Consider the following 16,198-nt stretch of genomic DNA (forward strand, 5'->3'; position numbering starts at 1 on the left):
CCGCACCTCCGGAATGACAGCTCGTCATTCCACCTTGTTCAACCTCTGATCAGGGCATTCGGGCCTCGGGATTTACACCACGCGAAGGGACGCGGCCCGGCACGTGCTCTCCGACCATGAGCCCAGCAGCAATGCATCAGAGGGGCTCGTGCACATTCAGCTTCCTCGTTCCTGCCTCTGCGAGCCGGCTACCTCGAGCTATAGATCACGCGAGAGGAGTCTGAGTGCGCCCTACTAGCATCCAAGAAATCGCAAGGCTATGCAGCGCTGAATGCGATGGAGAATTGCCTAAAGAGCAATAGCTTTGCCGTTGGCCGCGAATACTCAATCGCCGATCTGGCTCTCTATGCTTGCGCGCACATGGCCATGAAGGTGGATTTAGCCTCGAATCGTATCCAGCGAGAGAGAGCTGGCGAAAGCACGTTGGCGCGCAGTCGAATCCTGTGCGATTCGGTTCATGGAAGTGAGTCCTTGTATGCCACTTGAGCGCATGCCTTTGTGCTGCGTACTCCGGCTACGCGCATCGGTTCGATCGGCATGCATCGGTATCCATGCACAGCCCATCGCCGTTTCCAAGTGTCGCTTGCGAATCCGGCCAGGATCGCCTTCAGCATTGATTTCGGCTGGGCGTCTCCTTATTGTCATCGAAAAGTACCCCGTCCATGGCGACAGCACTGTTCAGCCCTGAGATGCTCGTTGATCCCTACCCGACCTACGACGAGCTGCGCCGCACTGACCCGGTCCACTGGCATGAACCGTTTGCTGCCTGGGTGTTGACGCGCTACGACGATGTCGTGGCGGCGACGCATGACCCCCGGCTGCGCTCTGATCGCGCCGGCGGGATGAGCGAGCGCGCCGGATGCCCCGAACTCCAACGCCTGTTCGATGTCATCGGGGCCCAGATGAACATCACGAATCCGGAACGTCATCATCGGCTCCGCGCGTTGGTCGCCAAGGTGTTCACGCCACGGGCCGTGGATGCTTTGCGGCCGGCCGTTGAGGAGCTGGTCGACGGGCTTCTGGATCGCCTGCCCGACCAGGGCCGCATCGATGTGATCACCGACTTCGCCTTTCCGCTGCCGGCCAGGGTGATCGCCCGCCTGCTTGGCCTGGAATCCGATGACCTGGTTCAACTCAAGGCCTGGTCCGACGATTTCTCCACACTCTTCGGCACCGATCCTTCTGCCGTGACCGCCGAGCAGTATCAGCGGGCGTTGCGGAGTACGAACGAGTTGACCGAGTTCTTTTCCGCAGAATTTGCCAAACGACGGGCCTCGCCAGGCGACGATCTATTGAGCCTGCTGGTCCAGGCCGAGATTGACGGCGATCGGCTCAGCGAGACGGAGTTGATCGCGAATGCCAATCTGTTCCTGGCGGCCGGTCATGAGACGACCACGCACCTGATCGGCAACGGCCTGCTGGCTCTGCTGCGCCACCCCGACCAGCTCCGTCTGCTGCTCGAGGAGCCGTCGCTGATTCCCAACGCTGTCGAGGAGTTCCTCCGCTACGACGGGACGGTCCAGTTCATGAATCGGGAGGCGGGAGAGGATCTGACGATCGGCGGCAAGTCGATCCGTAAGGGACAGTTGGTGTACTTGATGTTCGCGGCCGCCAATCGCGACCCGGCCCGGTTCCCCGACCCCAATCGGCTCGACGTGCGACGTAAGCCGGAGGGCCACCTGGCGTTCGGGCATGGGCCCCATGTGTGCCTGGGCGCGGCGCTGGCACGGATGGAGGCCGGCGTCGCCTTCGCGGCGCTGTTTAGACGATTTTCGGGACTTCGGTTGACCGGCGAACCGTTGGAGTATCAGGAGAACCTGGAGCTGCGTGGGCTTAAATCATTGCCCGTGGCCTTTGATCACCGCTCGGCTTAGTTGTTTCGTCCAGCCTCGATGCCTGCGACACGCGAAGACGACGGGTGCGCCTGTTGCGCTTTGAGGATCTTCGCCATGTTGATCTCGATCCAATCAGTCATCGCCTCGACTTGATGGCCGATGCCAATACCTAGTGGGGTTAGCGAATACTCCACATGGGGCGGCATCACCGGATACGACACACGCCTGATGAAGCCATCCTGCTCCAGCTGCTGCAGCGTCTGCGCCAGCATCTTCTCGCTGACTCCGCCAACTCTGCGCCGAAGTTCGCTGAACCGATGGGTCCCCCCCATCAGGGCCACCAGCACCAGGACGCCCCACCGGCTGGTCACATGCTGGAGGATTGCCCGCGAGGGGCACTCCGGTGCCAGCACCTCTCCGCGCCGCATGACCTCGGCAAGCCTGCCGCTTCCCTCTGACATGGACTTTACCTTTCCGTAAGTACTTACGAAAAGAAAGTGTAGCCGGTAGGGTTCTTCCGTCCCGCCAGGCCATGGCGTCGAAGGGGAAGAATCATGTTCGTGATCACTGGAGCCACCGGTCAGCTCGGACGGCTCGTCATCCAGTCGTTGCGCAAGATGGTGCCTGCTGACAGCATCATTGCCGCCGTACGCGATCTCGAAAAGGCCGAGGACCTCGCTGCGATGGGGGTGCAGGTTCGCCAGGCTGATTACAATCAGCCCGCCAGCCTGTATGCCGCCCTGCAGGGCGCGGACAGAGTCCTGCTGATCTCATCGAGCGAGATCGGCCAGCGCGTTCGGCAGCACCAGGCCGTGATCGATGCCGCCAGGCAGGTGGGAGTCAAGCTTCTGGCCTATACCAGCGTTCTGCATGCCGACACCTCGGTCCTCGCCCTTGCTGATGAGCACAGGCAAACCGAGGCGGCCATCAGAGCTTCCGGTCTGACGTTCGCCCTCCTTCGCAACGGCTGGTACACCGAAAACTACACGGCAGGGATTCCCACTGCGCTCTCGCTGGGGGCTGTGTATGGTTGCGCAGGCGATGGGCCTATTGCTTCCGCGGCCCGTGCGGATTATGCCGAAGCTGCCGCCATCGTCCTCACAGGTGAAAGTCCGGCAGGGGAGGTCTACGAACTCGCTGGCGATGCTTCGTACACCCTCAGCGATTTTGCCGCTGAGCTTTCGCGGCAGAGTGGCAAGCCCATCAACTACATCAACCTTCCCGAAGCGGACTACAAGAGTGCACTGCTGGGTGCTGGTCTGTCGGAAGTCCTTGCCGATCTGCTCGCCAATTCCGATCAGGGCGCATCCCAGGGCGCCTTGTTTGATGCCGGCAGACAGCTCAGCAAGCTCCTTGGAAGGCCAACCTCATCGTTGGAAACAGCTGTCCAGGCTGCATTGTTATGAGTTTCTTGTGGACTAGTTGGCATTGACAAGGGTTAAGTTGTCAGACGACGACAGCGGTACCCATTGTCTTCGGCACCAGTAGCTGGCTGAGGAAGTGGCTTCTGAGTTCCAGTACAGCAGTTGTCTTGCTTGACGCAGCCTGCCTCGCTGGAGGACAATTCTTGCGGCCTGAGCTGGCGTGGCCGCCGCTCACCTTGGGCGTTTGGATAGCCTGGATTAAGATCGGAATACTCATGCATTGGACGGAGCGATGCAGAAAGAGAAGCTCATGAAGAAGAAGGCCTCAAGCTTGGCTCTGCGTTTTACCGCAGGGGCAGCTATGGGCGCTTTGATCGTTGCTGTTCCACTCTCGGCTGGTGATGCATCCCAGCTCAACATCGTTCAGATCAGTGTCGCTGGGCTTCTGGTTGTCACTTCAGGGGTCCTGAGCTGTTTCTGGGGAGACCAGTTCCTTGATGCGGTTTCCAAAGCACTTGACTCCACGTCGGTGTAAACCGTCTCAATTCTGGGTGCTTGTCTCGCTACCTATCCCATTCTGTGCCAACACAGACCCACAACAAACTCGATCGTGACCGGGTCTTGAGAACTGCCCAATCAGCGGGGGTTCCGCATGTCTCCCGGCCTTCTGTCTGATTCGATCCAACGGAATGTGAAGACCATCTTGGCGGCTGGAGTGTTTCCAGCCAGCCTTGACTATGGAGCAAGCAGGCTCTGCAGAACAGGACAAAACCTATGGCTGAAGATCTGTCGCAAGTAACGCGCATCAGCTATACCGATCAGGGGCAAGGCGAGCCTGCACTCCTGTTCCTGCCGGGCTGGTGTGGGAGCCGCAAGGTCTTTGATCAACTTGCCGCCACCACTGCCCCACGCCTGCGCTCCCTTTCTCTCGACTGGCGAGGCCATGGCCAGTCGGAATCGCCACGGGGCGATTTCGGATCCATTGATCTGGTTGAGGATGCTCTTTCAGTGATTGAGTCAAGTGGAGCGGCCCACGTTGTTCCTGTAGCCCTCTCCCATGCCGGTTGGGTTGCCATCGAACTGCGCCGGCGACTTGGTTCGCGTATCTCCCATCTTGTGTTCCTGGATTGGATCATCCTGGAGGCACCGCCTCCCTTCCTCGAAGTCCTGCAGTCTCTCCAAGACCCGTCCCATTGGCACCAAACGCGGCAGCAACTATTCGATATGTGGCTGCATGGACTAGACACTCCTGAACTTGTCCAGTACGTACGCGAAGACATGGGTTCCTATGGCTTCGACATGTGGGCTCGTGCTGGCCGTGAAATCAGCGCCGCCTACGCCCAAGCTGGATCTCCACTTCAGGCGTTGACCCACCTCGCCCCTGCCGTGCCGGTGCTGCATTTGTATGCTCAGCCGGAGGATCCCGCCTACCTCGCTGCTCAGCAGGCGTTCGCAGCGAATCATCCTTGGTTTTCTGTGTCGAAGTTGGCTGCACGCAGCCACTTTCCCACGCTTGAGGTGGCTGATCAGATTGCGGCCGCCATCGAACAGTTTGTTGTCCAAGAGCCTGCGGCATGAGATGTCTTGTAGGAAGATATACGCATCGCCGGCAATCAAACTCCAGTGCTCTCAGTCAAGGATGTCTGGTGACTGTATGGGCTGCTCCCGCCGCCGATCTTGAGCGTTGGCCTGTTCCTTTCGACTCGGGCACTCCAGGGTAAAATGAAGCTATTGCTGATCGAGTGGGGTTCCCTCGGTGAACAAGCCTGATCTGGTGGCTTGGTTGGAGTATTTTGATTCCAATGCTGCGGCGTCTGACCTCATTCCTTGGGGTGACCCCAATGATGTTCTTAGCGCCAGTGAGAAAGCGTGCATCGAAAGTTCGATAGCCAAGTTTCAGCTCGGCGAGTACTCGGAAGCCCATAGCTTGCTCGGGTTTGCGGTTGCCTTTGCGGACGAGCTGGGAGGGCATTGTCTCGTGCCCATCACCCGGCGTTTCGTCAAGGAAGAGCAGAAGCACGCCTTGATGCTCAAGAGATTTATGCAAGGCCATGCACTACGCACGTTGCAGCGAAACTGGACGGACACCTTGTTTCGCAGGCTAAGAAAGTTCGCGGGATATGAAGCGTCTATCACGGTCTTGATCACCGCTGAGTTGATCGCCTTGGTCTACTACCGAGCGCTGCAAGCGTGTACACAGTCCCCGGTCCTGGTTGCGATATGCACGCGCATCTTGGAGGAGGAAGCGGCCCACACTCGATACGAGTCAGAGCTGCTTCGGTATATCCGTCAACGCCGCACTGGATTTCTTCGCCATGTTCCCAAGGTGCTGCATCGATTGCTGTATGCGGGAACAGTAGTCGTGGTGTTCGCCGATCATCGTCGTGTTCTGCGTAGGGGCGGATATGGATTTGTCGGTTTCTGGTCAGCCTGTTGGGACAAGTTCAGTGCTGCCTTTGCCAAGGTCGATCCCACTCTGCGACGTGCGTGGGGCTAGCCCGCCGATGGAGGCTGCCATCCTTGTGTTCAACGGCTTTGATGAGCTTGATGCGATCGCTCCCTATGAGGTCCTGAGGCTGGCGGCTTCCCTGGGCGCCGATATCCAGGTGGAGCTCGTCAGCCTGGACGGCTCTGCGGAGGTCGTTGCGGCTCACGGAGCGCGATTTCAGCCTGCAGGTCGGCTTGCCATCGATCAACCACTCGATGCTCTGATCGTGCCAGGTGGAGGGTGGTGGAATCGCGCTTCCCAGGGGGCATGGGCTGAACTTCAGCGTGGGGAGATTCCAGCGGCCATTGCGCAGTTGCATCACCGTGGCGTCACGATTGCCTCGGTGTGTACGGGAGCCCTGCTGGTGGCAGGGGCAGGTCTGTTGGAGGACCGTCCAGCCACCACCCATCACGTGGCCGTGGACGCGTTGAGGGATTTCGGCGCTGAGATTGTCGATGCTCGTGTTGTTGATGACGGCGATATCGTGACCGCTGGAGGTGTCACCTCCGGCCTGGACCTGGGGCTCTGGCTCGTCGAGCGGTGGTGCGGACCTGAAGTTGCCCGCCGCGTGGAGCACGCCCTGGAGTACGAGCGGCGCGGCAGCGTCTGGCGACGCTCGTCGCCATGACACCCTGGTGGCAGCGGCCTACCCGTTCAGCCGATACACCGAGCGCCCATCTCCAGGGAGCAGGGTCAGGGCGCTGGGGTCGATCTGGTGGCCGATGGTCACCTCGGTCTCGTCGTCCCAGCGCTCCACCGACAGCACCCGCTGGCCCTCGGCCTCGTAGTCGGCGAAGCGGCAGCTGGCGAGATGGCGGTTCATGGTGCGGGCACTGGAGCTAGCAGAGGCCCGGCCCTCCTCCCTGCGCTCGTAGGTGCGGCCGTCCCAGTGGATCTGCTCCGGGAAGGGGGTGGCCCCGGCGGCCAGTTGCCGGGCTAGGGCGGCCGGGGCCGCCTCCAGCCAGCTCAGCTCCAGCCAGTCGTCCTCGCTCACTGCCAGCCAACGGGCCTCGGAGCCGTCGCGCAGCAGGTACTCCAGCCACTGGAAACCGTCCTCGTCATAGAGCAGCCGGTCTTCCACCACCCAGTCGCGCCCGTCGAACTGCACGATGTCGCCGGTGCGCAGGTTGAACAGCGTGCGTGGTGTCGGCAGGCTGCTGGGCCTGGTCCTGCGCAGCCGCTGCACCCGCCGCAACGCGAAGGCCGCCAGGAGCAGCACCAGCAGCAGCAGCCAGATCGCCATCGGCCCAGGCTATCCACCCCAGAGGTGGGCCCCGCCTGGGTTCAGTTCTCGGCCCAGAGCCCGCGCCGCTGGTAGTCGGCCAGGACCGGCCGCGACAGCCGGTTCGGCAGCACCGCCTGGCCTGGCGGCGGCTGCAGGTCGCGCGGCAGCACGAACAGGCGCTGCAGCTGACCGTCATCGATCCAGCGGCCCCGGAACGGCAGCGGCGCCGCCGTGAGCACCTGGCCGGGCCGGTGGGCCAGCACGAACCCCCAGGGCCCGAAGCTGGGCACATCCACGCTGTAGGGCCGGCTCTGCAGCGCCAGCTCCGCCAGCGTGGCCCGGATCGAGGCCATCACCTTCGGTGTGAAGAACGGCGTGGAGGCCTGGGTCACCAGCAGGCCCCCTGGGGCGAGCCGCCGCAGTACCCGCCCGTAGAAGGTCACGCTGTAGAGGCGCGCCAGCGGCGCCGTGGCGGGATCGGGGAAGTCGGCGATCACCACATCGAAGGGGCCATCCAGCCGCCGCACCAGCTCGAAGGCATCGCCCACGTGCACGTGCACCCGCGGCCCGTCGAGGCTGCCCCCGTTCAGGCGCTTCAGGAAGGGATGGCGGCGGGCCAGCTGCAGCATCTCCCCATCCAGCTCCACCAGATCCACCCGCTCCACAGTGGGCCAGCGCAGCACCTCCCGCACGGCCAGCCCGTCGCCGGCCCCCAGCACCAGCACCCGCTTCGGCCGCGGATGCAGGGCCAGGGCCGGATGCACCAGGGCCTCGTGGTAGCGGTATTCATCGAGGCTGGAGAACTGCAGGTTGCCATCGAGGAACAGGCGCAGATCGTCGCGGCGGCGGGTGAGCACGATCCGCTGGTGACGGGTCTGGCGGCGGCCCACCACGGGATCGTCGTAAAGGGAATCCTCGATGCGGTCGCCCAGGGGCACGATCAGCCAGGCCGCCAGGGCCGCCAGGGGCCAGGCCAGGGTGAGTGGCCAACGCCAGCGGCGGCCCACTGGAAACAGCCAGCAGAGCAGGGCGCTGTTGGCCAGTGGCACCAGCGCCAGCAGTCCGGCGGTGGGCAGCAGGCCCAGCCAGGGCAGCAGCACCAGCGGAAACAGCAGCGACCCCAGCAGGGCGCCGAAGTAGTCGAGTGCCAGCACCTGGGCGAGGGCCTGGCGCAGCTGCTGCTGGGTTTCCAGCAGGCGCGTGAGCAGGGGCACCTCCATCCCCCCCAGCACCCCAACCATCACCGTGAACACCACCAGACCCAGCCACACCGGGCCGTCGGCGCTGAACAGGGCGAACAGGGCCAGTGGCGCCAGCAGGCACAGCGGCGCCAGGCACACCTCCACCAGCAGGAAGGCGCGCAGCAGCTGCTGCTGGGGCTGGGCTCCGCCCACCACGAACTGGCTCAGCCAGGCGCCGAGCCCCATGGCGGCCAGGAACGTGCCGATCACCACCCCCGTGGCCAGGGCGGCATCGCCGAGCAGGTAGCTGGCCTGGGTGGCCAGCATCAGCTCCAGCACCAGCCCCACGCTGGAGGAGAGCGCCGCGGTGGCCAGCAGCACCCGCACCTGCAGGGGCGTCAGTTCGGGGCTGGTCGGTGGGCGCCGGGCCATGGCTACTTGGCCGATCCCGGTCCGCGGCCCTGGAAGCGCGACCAGTCGCGGGGGCGACCGTGGGGTACCCAGCGGCCGCTGCGGTAGGAGCCGCCGTAGCTCACCCCCGAGGAGGCGGTGGGGGTACCGTCCTGGCCGAGTCGGAACAGCAGGGGCCGGGTGATGGCGGCGGTGGTGCCCACGCCCACCGCCGTGAGTGTGAGGGCCAGGATCAGGGCGCGTTCCACCGGCATCTCAGGCCCTGTCCCGATCCAGGTCCAGCGGCAGGGCCGCCACCGGCTCCGGCGTCACGACGCCATCCTCCAGCACCAGCTCGATCCACTCGATTGCCCAGGGCTCGCCGCCGTCCGCAAGCTGCTCGGACAGGGCGGCCCGCACCCGCACACTCTCCCGCTCCGGCAGGCGCAGGTGGACGGTCTGCGCCACCGTCAGCCAATGGTCGCCGTCGCTGCTGTGCCGGGCCGGCGCCAGCTTCAGCACTTCCTTGCGCAGGCGCTGCCCGCGTGGGCCGGCCACGCTCAGCTCCAGCCGCACGGGTGGCAGCGCGCCGGTGGGGGGGCGGTCGCTGCTGGGCCGTTCGTAGCGGGCTCGCACCACCGCCCGCAGCAAGCCATCGCCGCCCGCCCACAGACGGATCGCCACCCGGCTGTCCTCCAGCCGCAGCACCCGCCGTTGCCGCCAGTTGGCATACACCGAGGTCTGCAGGATCCGCACCATCACCAGGCCCACGGCGGCGGTGAACCAGAGCAGCGGCGCATCCACGCTGTGCTGGCGCACCTCCACCTGCATCAGGATCGGCGTCTGCAGGGGCTGGCCGGCGCTATCGAGCAGCTCCTCGAGCGTGAGGCGCAGGCGGTAGCTCCCGCTCCGCGGCGGCCGCAGCGCCAGGTCTGCCTGGTCGTCCCGCTCCTCCCAGGTGCCGCTCTCACCGCCCTCGCTCCAGGTGCCGCGCTCGCGCCAGGCCTGCTTGGTGAGCGCCAGCACCACGGCGCCCTGGCTGTCGAGCAGCTCCGCCTCCAGCTCGAGCGCACTGTTGGCCGGCAGCTCGGCGCGCAGGCTGATCTGGGGGCTTCCCAGCGGTCCGCCCTCCAGCCGGAACGGCTCACTGATCGCGGGCTGCTCAGGGCGCAGCAGGATCGCCAGTCGGCGGCTGGGCACCACGGCAGAGAGGGCCAGCACCAGCAGCGGCAGCAGGGGCACCAGCCAACACCAGCGGGGCCAGCGCACCACCTCCCTACGGTGGCGTGGTGTGTCGGGTGAGGCGATGGCCAAACCGCTGCTCCAATTGCTGCTGACGGTCGGCTGGACCTTCGTGGGGGTCATCCTCATCTATGGCGGGGTCCAGCTGTTCGATGCCCTGTCCCCCACCGACTACCGCGCCGAGATCCGCAAGGGCAACGTGGCCGCCGGCCTGGTGGTGGGCTCGGTGACCCTGGCCATCGCGGCCGTGGTGGTGGCGGTGCTGAGCAGCTGAAGCTCAGGGTCTGTGGTAGCGCAGATGGCCGCCCTCCCGTTCCTGCTGGAGCCGATTCAGGCGGCGCGTGAGGGACTGGATCCGCTTCATGTGCCTGGCGTTGACGGGATCAAAAAGGTCGGACCGGCTGGTTTCGATGAAGCGAAGGAAGTCGTTGGGGCTGCAGCTGACGCCTGTCCAGCTGTGGAACTCTCGGTGCAGCTCGGGCACGATCACCAGGATGTTCTCGGGAAGATCGGCCAGATCGGGGCGGCTCCTGCGGTCGAAGAGATGGTGGCCGGCCAGATCGCTCTGGTTGTGCCGACTTGACTTCGTGCCCGTGACCTCGCAGCGGTGCCCTGCAGCCCGCTTGGCCCGCTTGATGGCCTCGTCCACACCCTGGGTGAGGTAGCGAATCTCAGACTTGAAGCACTCCTCCACCACGTCTCCCACCGCCTCGATCCAGGCCTGGCGGGCCTTGGTGATCCTGCTGTTCCTGCGCATGTCGCGTGCCACCCGCGCGATGCCGCGCTGGCTGATCAGCAGCGTGCGTTCCTCGGATTCCAGGAAATCCTTGTTCTGCTCCAGGGCCTCTTCCCCCTCCTCGGTGCCCGCCAGCCGCAGCCGCTCCCAGGAGTTGTTCAGACCCTTGTAGTTCGTCTGCAGAATGCCAATGGTGGACTTGCGGGTCACAAAGGCCAGATCTCCCTGGATCACTAATTCGCTGCCCACTTCCATGAACTCCTGCGTGATCCGACGTGACACGAGCAGTTGCTTGCGCTTCTGCTTCACCTTCAACAGCTTGTCGCGAAACCAGTCCAGAATGCCGGATTTCTCCGTGGCCTCAAGATAGCGGGCAATGGCTTCGATGCCCTCCTCGGTAAAGCGTCGAGGCCGCTTGCCACCCTCGCCGGCAACGGGAGGGCCCGCAAATTCAAAGTGTTCTCCCTCGACCAGATCCCATTCGTCATCGGAATTGGCATCGAACGCATCCACGATCTTGTAGAGCGAATCAATCCGCTTGCCCAGGATCTTGGCCGTTTCCCGGTCGGTCAGGAGGTCGCGCATGGTAGTTGCTTGCTGTTTCCGCTCAAGGCATCAGGGCGAGGACAGAGTCCTTCATCGTCTGCAGGCGCTCAGCCACGCGTGGGTCGCCGCCTGTGTCGGGGTGGTGGATCTTGATCAGCCTGCGGAAGGCTTCGCGCACGTCGTCGGCCGTGGCGGTCTTCGGATCCAGGCCGAACACCACCCAGGGGCGGAAGTGCTGCAGTACGTCGATGCCGTTGATCACGGTGGGACCGGGATCCAAGTTGCGCTCGTTGCCGGGGATGCCCACGAAACGTCGGTAGAGCTTGAGCCAGTCGTCCTTGCTCTTGAGGGCAACATCTTCTCCCGTTATCGAGAGCGCGAAGTTCTTGTTCTTCCTCAGCTGAGCGACGGTCTTGCACTCAAAGTGATCCAGTACCTTCTGCTTCAGCTCCGTCAGTGTCGGAGCCTTGGGCTTGGCCTTGGTAGAGGCCGGTTGCTGAAAGTCGCCGCCGTTGATGGCCTTGGCAAAGGCCAGCAGCTCGGTCTCGCCAAGGCTGGGTTGACTGAGTAAGGTTTGAATCAATGCCGTGACTTCCGGCAGTGTCAGCTTCCTGGCTCTTGGGGGCACCTGAGGCCGATGTAAAACAGTGCCCTTACTCTGGCGAGATTCGGCTAGCTCGATCAGTCAAGTAGCAGATCTTCACTGGCCTGCCTCGCTCAGGTGCTGGAGGGGTGCTTGCCAGTGGCCCATGGATCGCTATAAGACCTGTGACCCTGGCCGGTCGCCGCTGATCCCGCTGCCTACGGTCCGGGCAATGCATTCAGGCAGGCAAGCCCGATGACCGAACTCGGCAAATGCCCGTTCAGCGGCCATGGCGGAGCGCCGGCGGCTGGCCGAGGCCCGGCGCCGCGCGACTGGTGGCCCCAGCAGCTGAACCTGGGAATCCTGCACCAGCACAGCCCGGTCTCCAATCCCCTGGGCCCTGCGTTCCACTACGCCGAGGCGTTCAGCCAGCTCGATTACTTCGACCTCAAGCGCGACCTGATCGCGTTGATGACCGATTCGCAGGACTGGTGGCCCGCCGACTGGGGCCACTACGGCGGCCTGTTCATCCGTATGGCCTGGCACAGCGCCGGCACCTACCGCACCGCCGATGGCCGGGGCGGCGGCGGCACCGGCAACCAGCGCTTCGCGCCGATCAACAGCTGGCCCGACAACGGCAACCTCGACAAGGCCCGCCGCCTGCTGTGGCCCATCAAGCAGGCCTACGGCAACCGCATCTCCTGGGCCGATCTGATGATCCTGGCCGGTACCTGCGCCCTCGAATCGATGGGGCTGCGCACCTTCGGCTTCGGCGGCGGTCGCGTCGACATCTGGCAGCCCGAAGAAGACATCTACTGGGGCAACGAGACCACCTGGCTCGGCGATGAGCGCTACAGCGGTGACCGCGAGCTGGAGAACCCCCTGGCGGCGGTTCAGATGGGCCTGATTTACGTGAATCCCGAAGGTCCCAATGGTGTGCCCGACCCGGTGGCGTCGGGCCGCGACGTGCGCGAGACCTTTGCGCGCATGGCGATGAACGATGAGGAGACCGTGGCCCTCACCGCCGGCGGCCACACCTTCGGCAAGGCCCACGGCGCCGGCAGCGAAGAGCTGGTGGGACCACCGCCTGAGGGGGCACCGCTGCAGGAGCAGGGCCTGGGCTGGCACAACCGCCACGGCAGCGGCAAGGGCGCCGATGCCACCACCAGCGGCATCGAGGGTGCATGGAAACCCCACCCCACCCGCTGGGACATGGGCTACTTCGACATGCTGTTCGGCTACGAGTGGGAGCTGATCAAGAGCCCCGCCGGCGCCTGGCAGTGGCAGGCCAAGGACTGTCGCGAGGAGCACCTGATTCCCGATGCCCACATCCCCGGGCTCAAGCATCCGCCGATGATGACCACGGCGGATCTTTCGCTGCGCTTCGATCCGATCTACGAGCCGATCTCGCGCCACTTCCACCAGCACCCGGAGGCCTTCGCCGACGCCTTCGCTCGGGCCTGGTTCAAGCTCACCCATCGCGATATGGGGCCCAAGTGCCTCTACCTCGGCCCCGAAGTGCCGGCCGACGACCTGATCTGGCAGGACCCGATCCCGGCGCTGGATCACCCCCTGGTGGATGAAGTGGCCATCGCTGATCTCAAGGAGCGTGTGCGGGCCTCCGGGTTGAGCACTGCCGAGCTGGTGTCCAGCGCCTGGGCCTCGGCCTCCACCTTCCGCGGCTCTGACAAGCGCGGCGGCGCGAATGGCGCCCGCGTGCGCCTGGCGCCCCAGAAGGATTGGGCCGTGAACCAGCCTGAGCAGCTGCAGCGGGTGCTGGGCGTGCTCGAGGGCATTCAGCAGGCCTTCCAGGCCTCCCGCAGCGATGGCGTGCGCGTGTCGCTGGCGGATCTGATCGTGCTGGCCGGTGGCGTGGGCGTGGAGCAGGGGGCCTCCACCGCCGGCCATGCCGTGGCGGTGCCGTTCACTCCGGGCCGGATGGATGCGAGCCCGGAGCAGACCGATGCGGCTTCCTTTGCGGTGCTGGAGCCCCAGGCCGATGGATTCCGCAACTGGCAGAAGGGCCCGATGAGCGTGGCCGCCGAGCATCTGCTGGTGGATCGTGCCCAGCTGCTGGGCCTGAGCGCCCCGGAGATGACCGTGCTGGTGGGCGGCCTGCGGGTGCTGGGCGCCAACACCGGCGGCGTGCGCCACGGCGTGTTCACCGAGAGGCCGGGGTCGCTCAGCAACGACTTCTTTGTGAACCTGCTCGCCATGGCCACCACCTGGAGCCCCGCTGACGACAGCGGCGAGCTGTTCGAGGGCCGGGACCGCGCCACGGGCGCCCTGCGCTGGACCGGCACCCGGGTGGATCTGGTGTTTGGCTCCAACTCCCAGCTGCGGGCCATCGCCGAGGTGTATGCCCAGAGCGATGGTGCCGCCAGGTTCGTGGCCGACTTCGTGGCCGCCTGGGTGAAGGTGATGGAGGCCGATCGCTTCGATCTGAAACGCTGAAGTCGGAGCGGGGTCGCGCCAACCCAGTAAAAAGCCCCGCCATTGGCGGGGCCCCCATGGGCGGTGAGGCTCAGCTCCCCGCCGCCGTCAGTTCTGGCTGATCAGCCCAGGGCCTTGGCCTTGGCCACCACGTTGTCCACGGTGAAGCCGAACTTCTCGAGGCACACCGGGCCGGGGGCGGAGGCGCCGAAGCGGTCGATCGACACGGTGTCGCCCTCGAAGCCGGTGTACTTGTGCCAGCCGAAGCTGCTGGAGGCCTCGATCACCAGGCGCTTGCGCACCGCGGAGGGCAGCACGCTCTCGCGGTAGGCCGCGTCCTGCTCCTCGAACAGCTCCACGCAGGGCATCGACACCACGCGCACGGCCTTGCCTTCGGCCCGCAGCACGGCGGCGGCCTTGGTGGCCAGTTCCAGCTCGGTGCCGCTGGCGATCAGGATCAGGTCCGGGGTGCCGGTGCTGTCCTCGAGGATGTACCCGCCCTTGGCCACGGCGGCGGCGCTGGAGTTGGCCTGGTTGGCCATGGCCTGGCGGCTCAGGGCCAGCACCGTGGGGCGCTTGCGGTTGGTCACGGCCACCTGGTAGGCGCCGCTGGTCTCGTTGCCGTCACCGGGGCGGATCACCAGCAGGTTGGGGATCGCGCGCAGGTTGGCCAGGGTCTCGACCGGCTGGTGGGTGGGGCCGTCCTCACCCAGGCCGATCGAGTCGTGGGTGAACACGTAGATCACACCCAGCTCGCTCAGGGCCGAGAGGCGGATGGCGCCGATCGCGTAGCCGGCGAACACCAGGAAGGTGCCGCCGTAGGGCACCAGGCCGCTGCTGTGGTAGGCCAGGCCGTTGAGGATCGAGGCCATGGCGTGCTCGCGCACGCCGAAGTGCAGGTAGCGGTTGGCCTCGGCACCCTTCTGGAAGCCCTTCTCGCCCTTGATGTCCGTGAGGTTGGAGTGGGTGAGGTCGGCCGAGCCGCCGATCAGCTCGGGCAGGTTGGGGCCGATGGCGTTCAGCGCGTTGTAGGAGTGCTGACGGGTCGCCAGGCCCTTGTCCTCAGCGGTGAAGCTGGGCAGGTTGGCATCCCAGTTGGCGGGCAGCTCGCCCCGCAGCCGGCGCTCGAACTCGGCGGCCTCCGCCGGATACTTGGCGCGGTAATCGGCCAGGGAGGTGTTCCACTCGGCCTCGGCGGCGGCGCCGCGGCTCAGGGCCTGGCGCCAGTGGTCGTAGGCCTCCTGGGGCACCTCGAACTCGCCGTAGGCCCAGTCCAGGGCCTGGCGGGTCAGGGCCGCTTCTTCAGCGCCCAGGGCGGCGCCGTGCACGCCGGCGGTGTCGGCCTTGTTGGGGGAGCCGTAGCCGATGGTGGTGGTCACCTTGATCAAGCTGGGCTTGTCGGTGACCGCCTTGGCAGCCTCGATCGCCCGGCTGATGGCCTCCACGTTGGTGTTGCCATCGGGCACGTGTTGCACGTGCCAGCCGTAGGCCTCGTAGCGCTTCAGCACATCCTCGGTGAAGGAAACGTCGGTGTTTCCGTCGATGGTGATGTGGTTGTCGTCGTAGAGGGCGATCAGCTTGCCCAGGCCCCAGTGGCCGGCCAGGGAGGCGGCCTCACCGCTCACCCCCTCCTGGTGGCAGCCGTCGCCCATGATCACGTAGGTGTAGTGATCAACCAGCGTCACGTCGGGCTTGTTGAACTTGGCCGCCAGATGGGCTTCGGCCAGGGCCAGGCCCACGGCGTTGGCGATGCCCTGACCCAGGGGGCCGGTGGTCACTTCCACGCCCGGGGTCTCGAAGGTCTCGGGGTGGCCGGGGGTGCGGCTGCCCCACTGGCGGAACTGCTTGATGTCCTCGATGCTCACCGAGTCGTAGCCGGTGAGGTGAAGCAGCGCGTAGAGGAGCATGCAGCCGTGGCCGGCCGACAGCACGAAGCGGTCGCGGTTGAACCACTTGGGGTTCTTGGGGTTGTGCTTGAGCGCTTTGTCCCACAGGGCGTAGGCCATGGGGGCCGCACCCATCGGCAGGCCGGGGTGGCCCGAGTTGCTCTTGTTGATCGCGTCGATCGCCAGGAAGCGAATGCTGTTGACGCAGAGCGTGTCGACGGACTGGGTTCCGAGGGTGGGGGCTGCGGCGACCATGGGATACGGGTAAGGGGTGGGGTGGGGCGTGTTT

The 16,198-nt window shown here is 65.2% G+C and carries 17 protein-coding genes; 9 read left to right on the forward strand and 8 right to left on the reverse strand.

All coding sequences use genetic code 11. The features are described 5' to 3' along the window. Positions 1-204 precede the first annotated feature (204 nt). Positions 205-486, forward strand: coding sequence for a glutathione binding-like protein (locus CJZ98_RS19550; protein ID WP_094591521.1), 282 nt, complete (start codon positions 205-207; stop codon positions 484-486). Between the two features lie 176 nt (positions 487-662). Continuing rightward, on the forward strand, positions 663-1,874 hold the full coding sequence (locus CJZ98_RS12775) for a cytochrome P450 (protein ID WP_094591522.1): 1,212 nt from the start codon (positions 663-665) through the stop codon (positions 1,872-1,874). Here the strand turns inward: CJZ98_RS12775 and CJZ98_RS12780 are convergent. After that, on the reverse strand, positions 1,871-2,296 hold the full coding sequence (locus tag CJZ98_RS12780) for a winged helix-turn-helix transcriptional regulator (RefSeq protein WP_094591523.1): 426 nt from the start codon (positions 2,294-2,296) through the stop codon (positions 1,871-1,873). The genes CJZ98_RS12775 and CJZ98_RS12780 overlap by 4 nt on opposite strands. Positions 2,297-2,389: 93 nt before the next feature. On the opposite strand from CJZ98_RS12780, the gene CJZ98_RS12785 reads away from it, so the two are divergent. The 5 genes from CJZ98_RS12785 (at position 2,390) to CJZ98_RS12805 (ending at position 6,315) form a co-directional block, all read left to right on the forward strand. Next, a complete protein-coding gene (locus tag CJZ98_RS12785) occupies positions 2,390-3,241 on the forward strand; it encodes an SDR family oxidoreductase (protein WP_094591524.1) in 852 nt (283 codons plus the stop codon). 250 nt (positions 3,242-3,491) lie between these two features. Then, positions 3,492-3,734 carry a hypothetical protein gene (locus CJZ98_RS12790; protein WP_094591525.1) on the forward strand — a complete coding sequence of 81 codons (243 nt, stop codon included), beginning with the start codon at positions 3,492-3,494 and terminating at the stop codon, positions 3,732-3,734. A 239-nt stretch (positions 3,735-3,973) separates the two neighbouring features. Then, complete coding sequence (locus CJZ98_RS12795) at positions 3,974-4,777, forward strand: alpha/beta fold hydrolase (protein WP_094591526.1); 804 nt, start codon at positions 3,974-3,976, stop codon at positions 4,775-4,777. Positions 4,778-4,955: 178 nt separating this feature from the next. After that, positions 4,956-5,696, forward strand: a complete 741-nt coding sequence (locus CJZ98_RS12800; RefSeq protein ID WP_157910980.1) for a ferritin-like domain-containing protein — start codon at positions 4,956-4,958, stop codon at positions 5,694-5,696. 7 nt (positions 5,697-5,703) lie between these two features. Next, on the forward strand, positions 5,704-6,315 hold the full coding sequence (locus CJZ98_RS12805) for a DJ-1/PfpI family protein (protein ID WP_094591528.1): 612 nt from the start codon (positions 5,704-5,706) through the stop codon (positions 6,313-6,315). Positions 6,316-6,333: 18 nt separating this feature from the next. On the opposite strand, the gene CJZ98_RS12810 is transcribed toward CJZ98_RS12805, so the two are convergent. Genes CJZ98_RS12810 through CJZ98_RS12825 form a run of 4 tightly spaced genes read right to left on the reverse strand, consistent with a single transcriptional unit; the run spans position 6,334 to position 9,755 of the window. Then, positions 6,334-6,930, reverse strand: coding sequence for a DUF4178 domain-containing protein (locus CJZ98_RS12810; RefSeq protein ID WP_094591529.1), 597 nt, complete (start codon positions 6,928-6,930; stop codon positions 6,334-6,336). 41 nt (positions 6,931-6,971) lie between these two features. Then, positions 6,972-8,525 (reverse strand): polyamine aminopropyltransferase, encoded by a 1,554-nt coding sequence (locus CJZ98_RS12815; protein WP_094591530.1) that lies wholly within the window; start codon positions 8,523-8,525, stop codon positions 6,972-6,974. A gap of 2 nt (positions 8,526-8,527) precedes the next feature. Next, positions 8,528-8,758, reverse strand: coding sequence for a hypothetical protein (locus tag CJZ98_RS12820; RefSeq protein WP_094591531.1), 231 nt, complete (start codon positions 8,756-8,758; stop codon positions 8,528-8,530). Position 8,759: 1 nt separating this feature from the next. Next, positions 8,760-9,755, reverse strand: a complete 996-nt coding sequence (locus tag CJZ98_RS12825; protein WP_094591532.1) for a hypothetical protein — start codon at positions 9,753-9,755, stop codon at positions 8,760-8,762. Positions 9,756-9,789: 34 nt separating this feature from the next. Here CJZ98_RS12825 and CJZ98_RS12830 point away from each other — a divergent pair, with 34 nt between their 5' ends. Continuing rightward, positions 9,790-9,999 (forward strand): DUF350 domain-containing protein, encoded by a 210-nt coding sequence (locus CJZ98_RS12830; protein ID WP_094591533.1) that lies wholly within the window; start codon positions 9,790-9,792, stop codon positions 9,997-9,999. A 3-nt stretch (positions 10,000-10,002) separates the two neighbouring features. On the opposite strand, the gene CJZ98_RS12835 is transcribed toward CJZ98_RS12830, so the two are convergent. Beyond that, complete coding sequence (locus CJZ98_RS12835) at positions 10,003-11,046, reverse strand: hypothetical protein (RefSeq protein ID WP_094591534.1); 1,044 nt, start codon at positions 11,044-11,046, stop codon at positions 10,003-10,005. Between the two features lie 22 nt (positions 11,047-11,068). Next, complete coding sequence (locus CJZ98_RS12840) at positions 11,069-11,635, reverse strand: J domain-containing protein (protein ID WP_094591535.1); 567 nt, start codon at positions 11,633-11,635, stop codon at positions 11,069-11,071. A 210-nt stretch (positions 11,636-11,845) separates the two neighbouring features. Here CJZ98_RS12840 and katG point away from each other — a divergent pair, with 210 nt between their 5' ends. Continuing rightward, on the forward strand, positions 11,846-14,044 hold the full coding sequence (gene katG / locus CJZ98_RS12845; RefSeq protein WP_094591536.1) for a catalase/peroxidase HPI: 2,199 nt from the start codon (positions 11,846-11,848) through the stop codon (positions 14,042-14,044). A 101-nt stretch (positions 14,045-14,145) separates the two neighbouring features. Here katG and tkt read toward each other — a convergent pair whose 3' ends face one another. After that, complete coding sequence (gene tkt / locus CJZ98_RS12850) at positions 14,146-16,164, reverse strand: transketolase (RefSeq protein WP_094591537.1); 2,019 nt, start codon at positions 16,162-16,164, stop codon at positions 14,146-14,148. Between the last annotated feature and the right edge of the window lie 34 nt (positions 16,165-16,198).

The sequence above is a fragment of the Vulcanococcus limneticus LL genome, assembly GCF_002252705.1.
In the GTDB taxonomy this organism is placed as follows: domain Bacteria; phylum Cyanobacteriota; class Cyanobacteriia; order PCC-6307; family Cyanobiaceae; genus Vulcanococcus; species Vulcanococcus limneticus.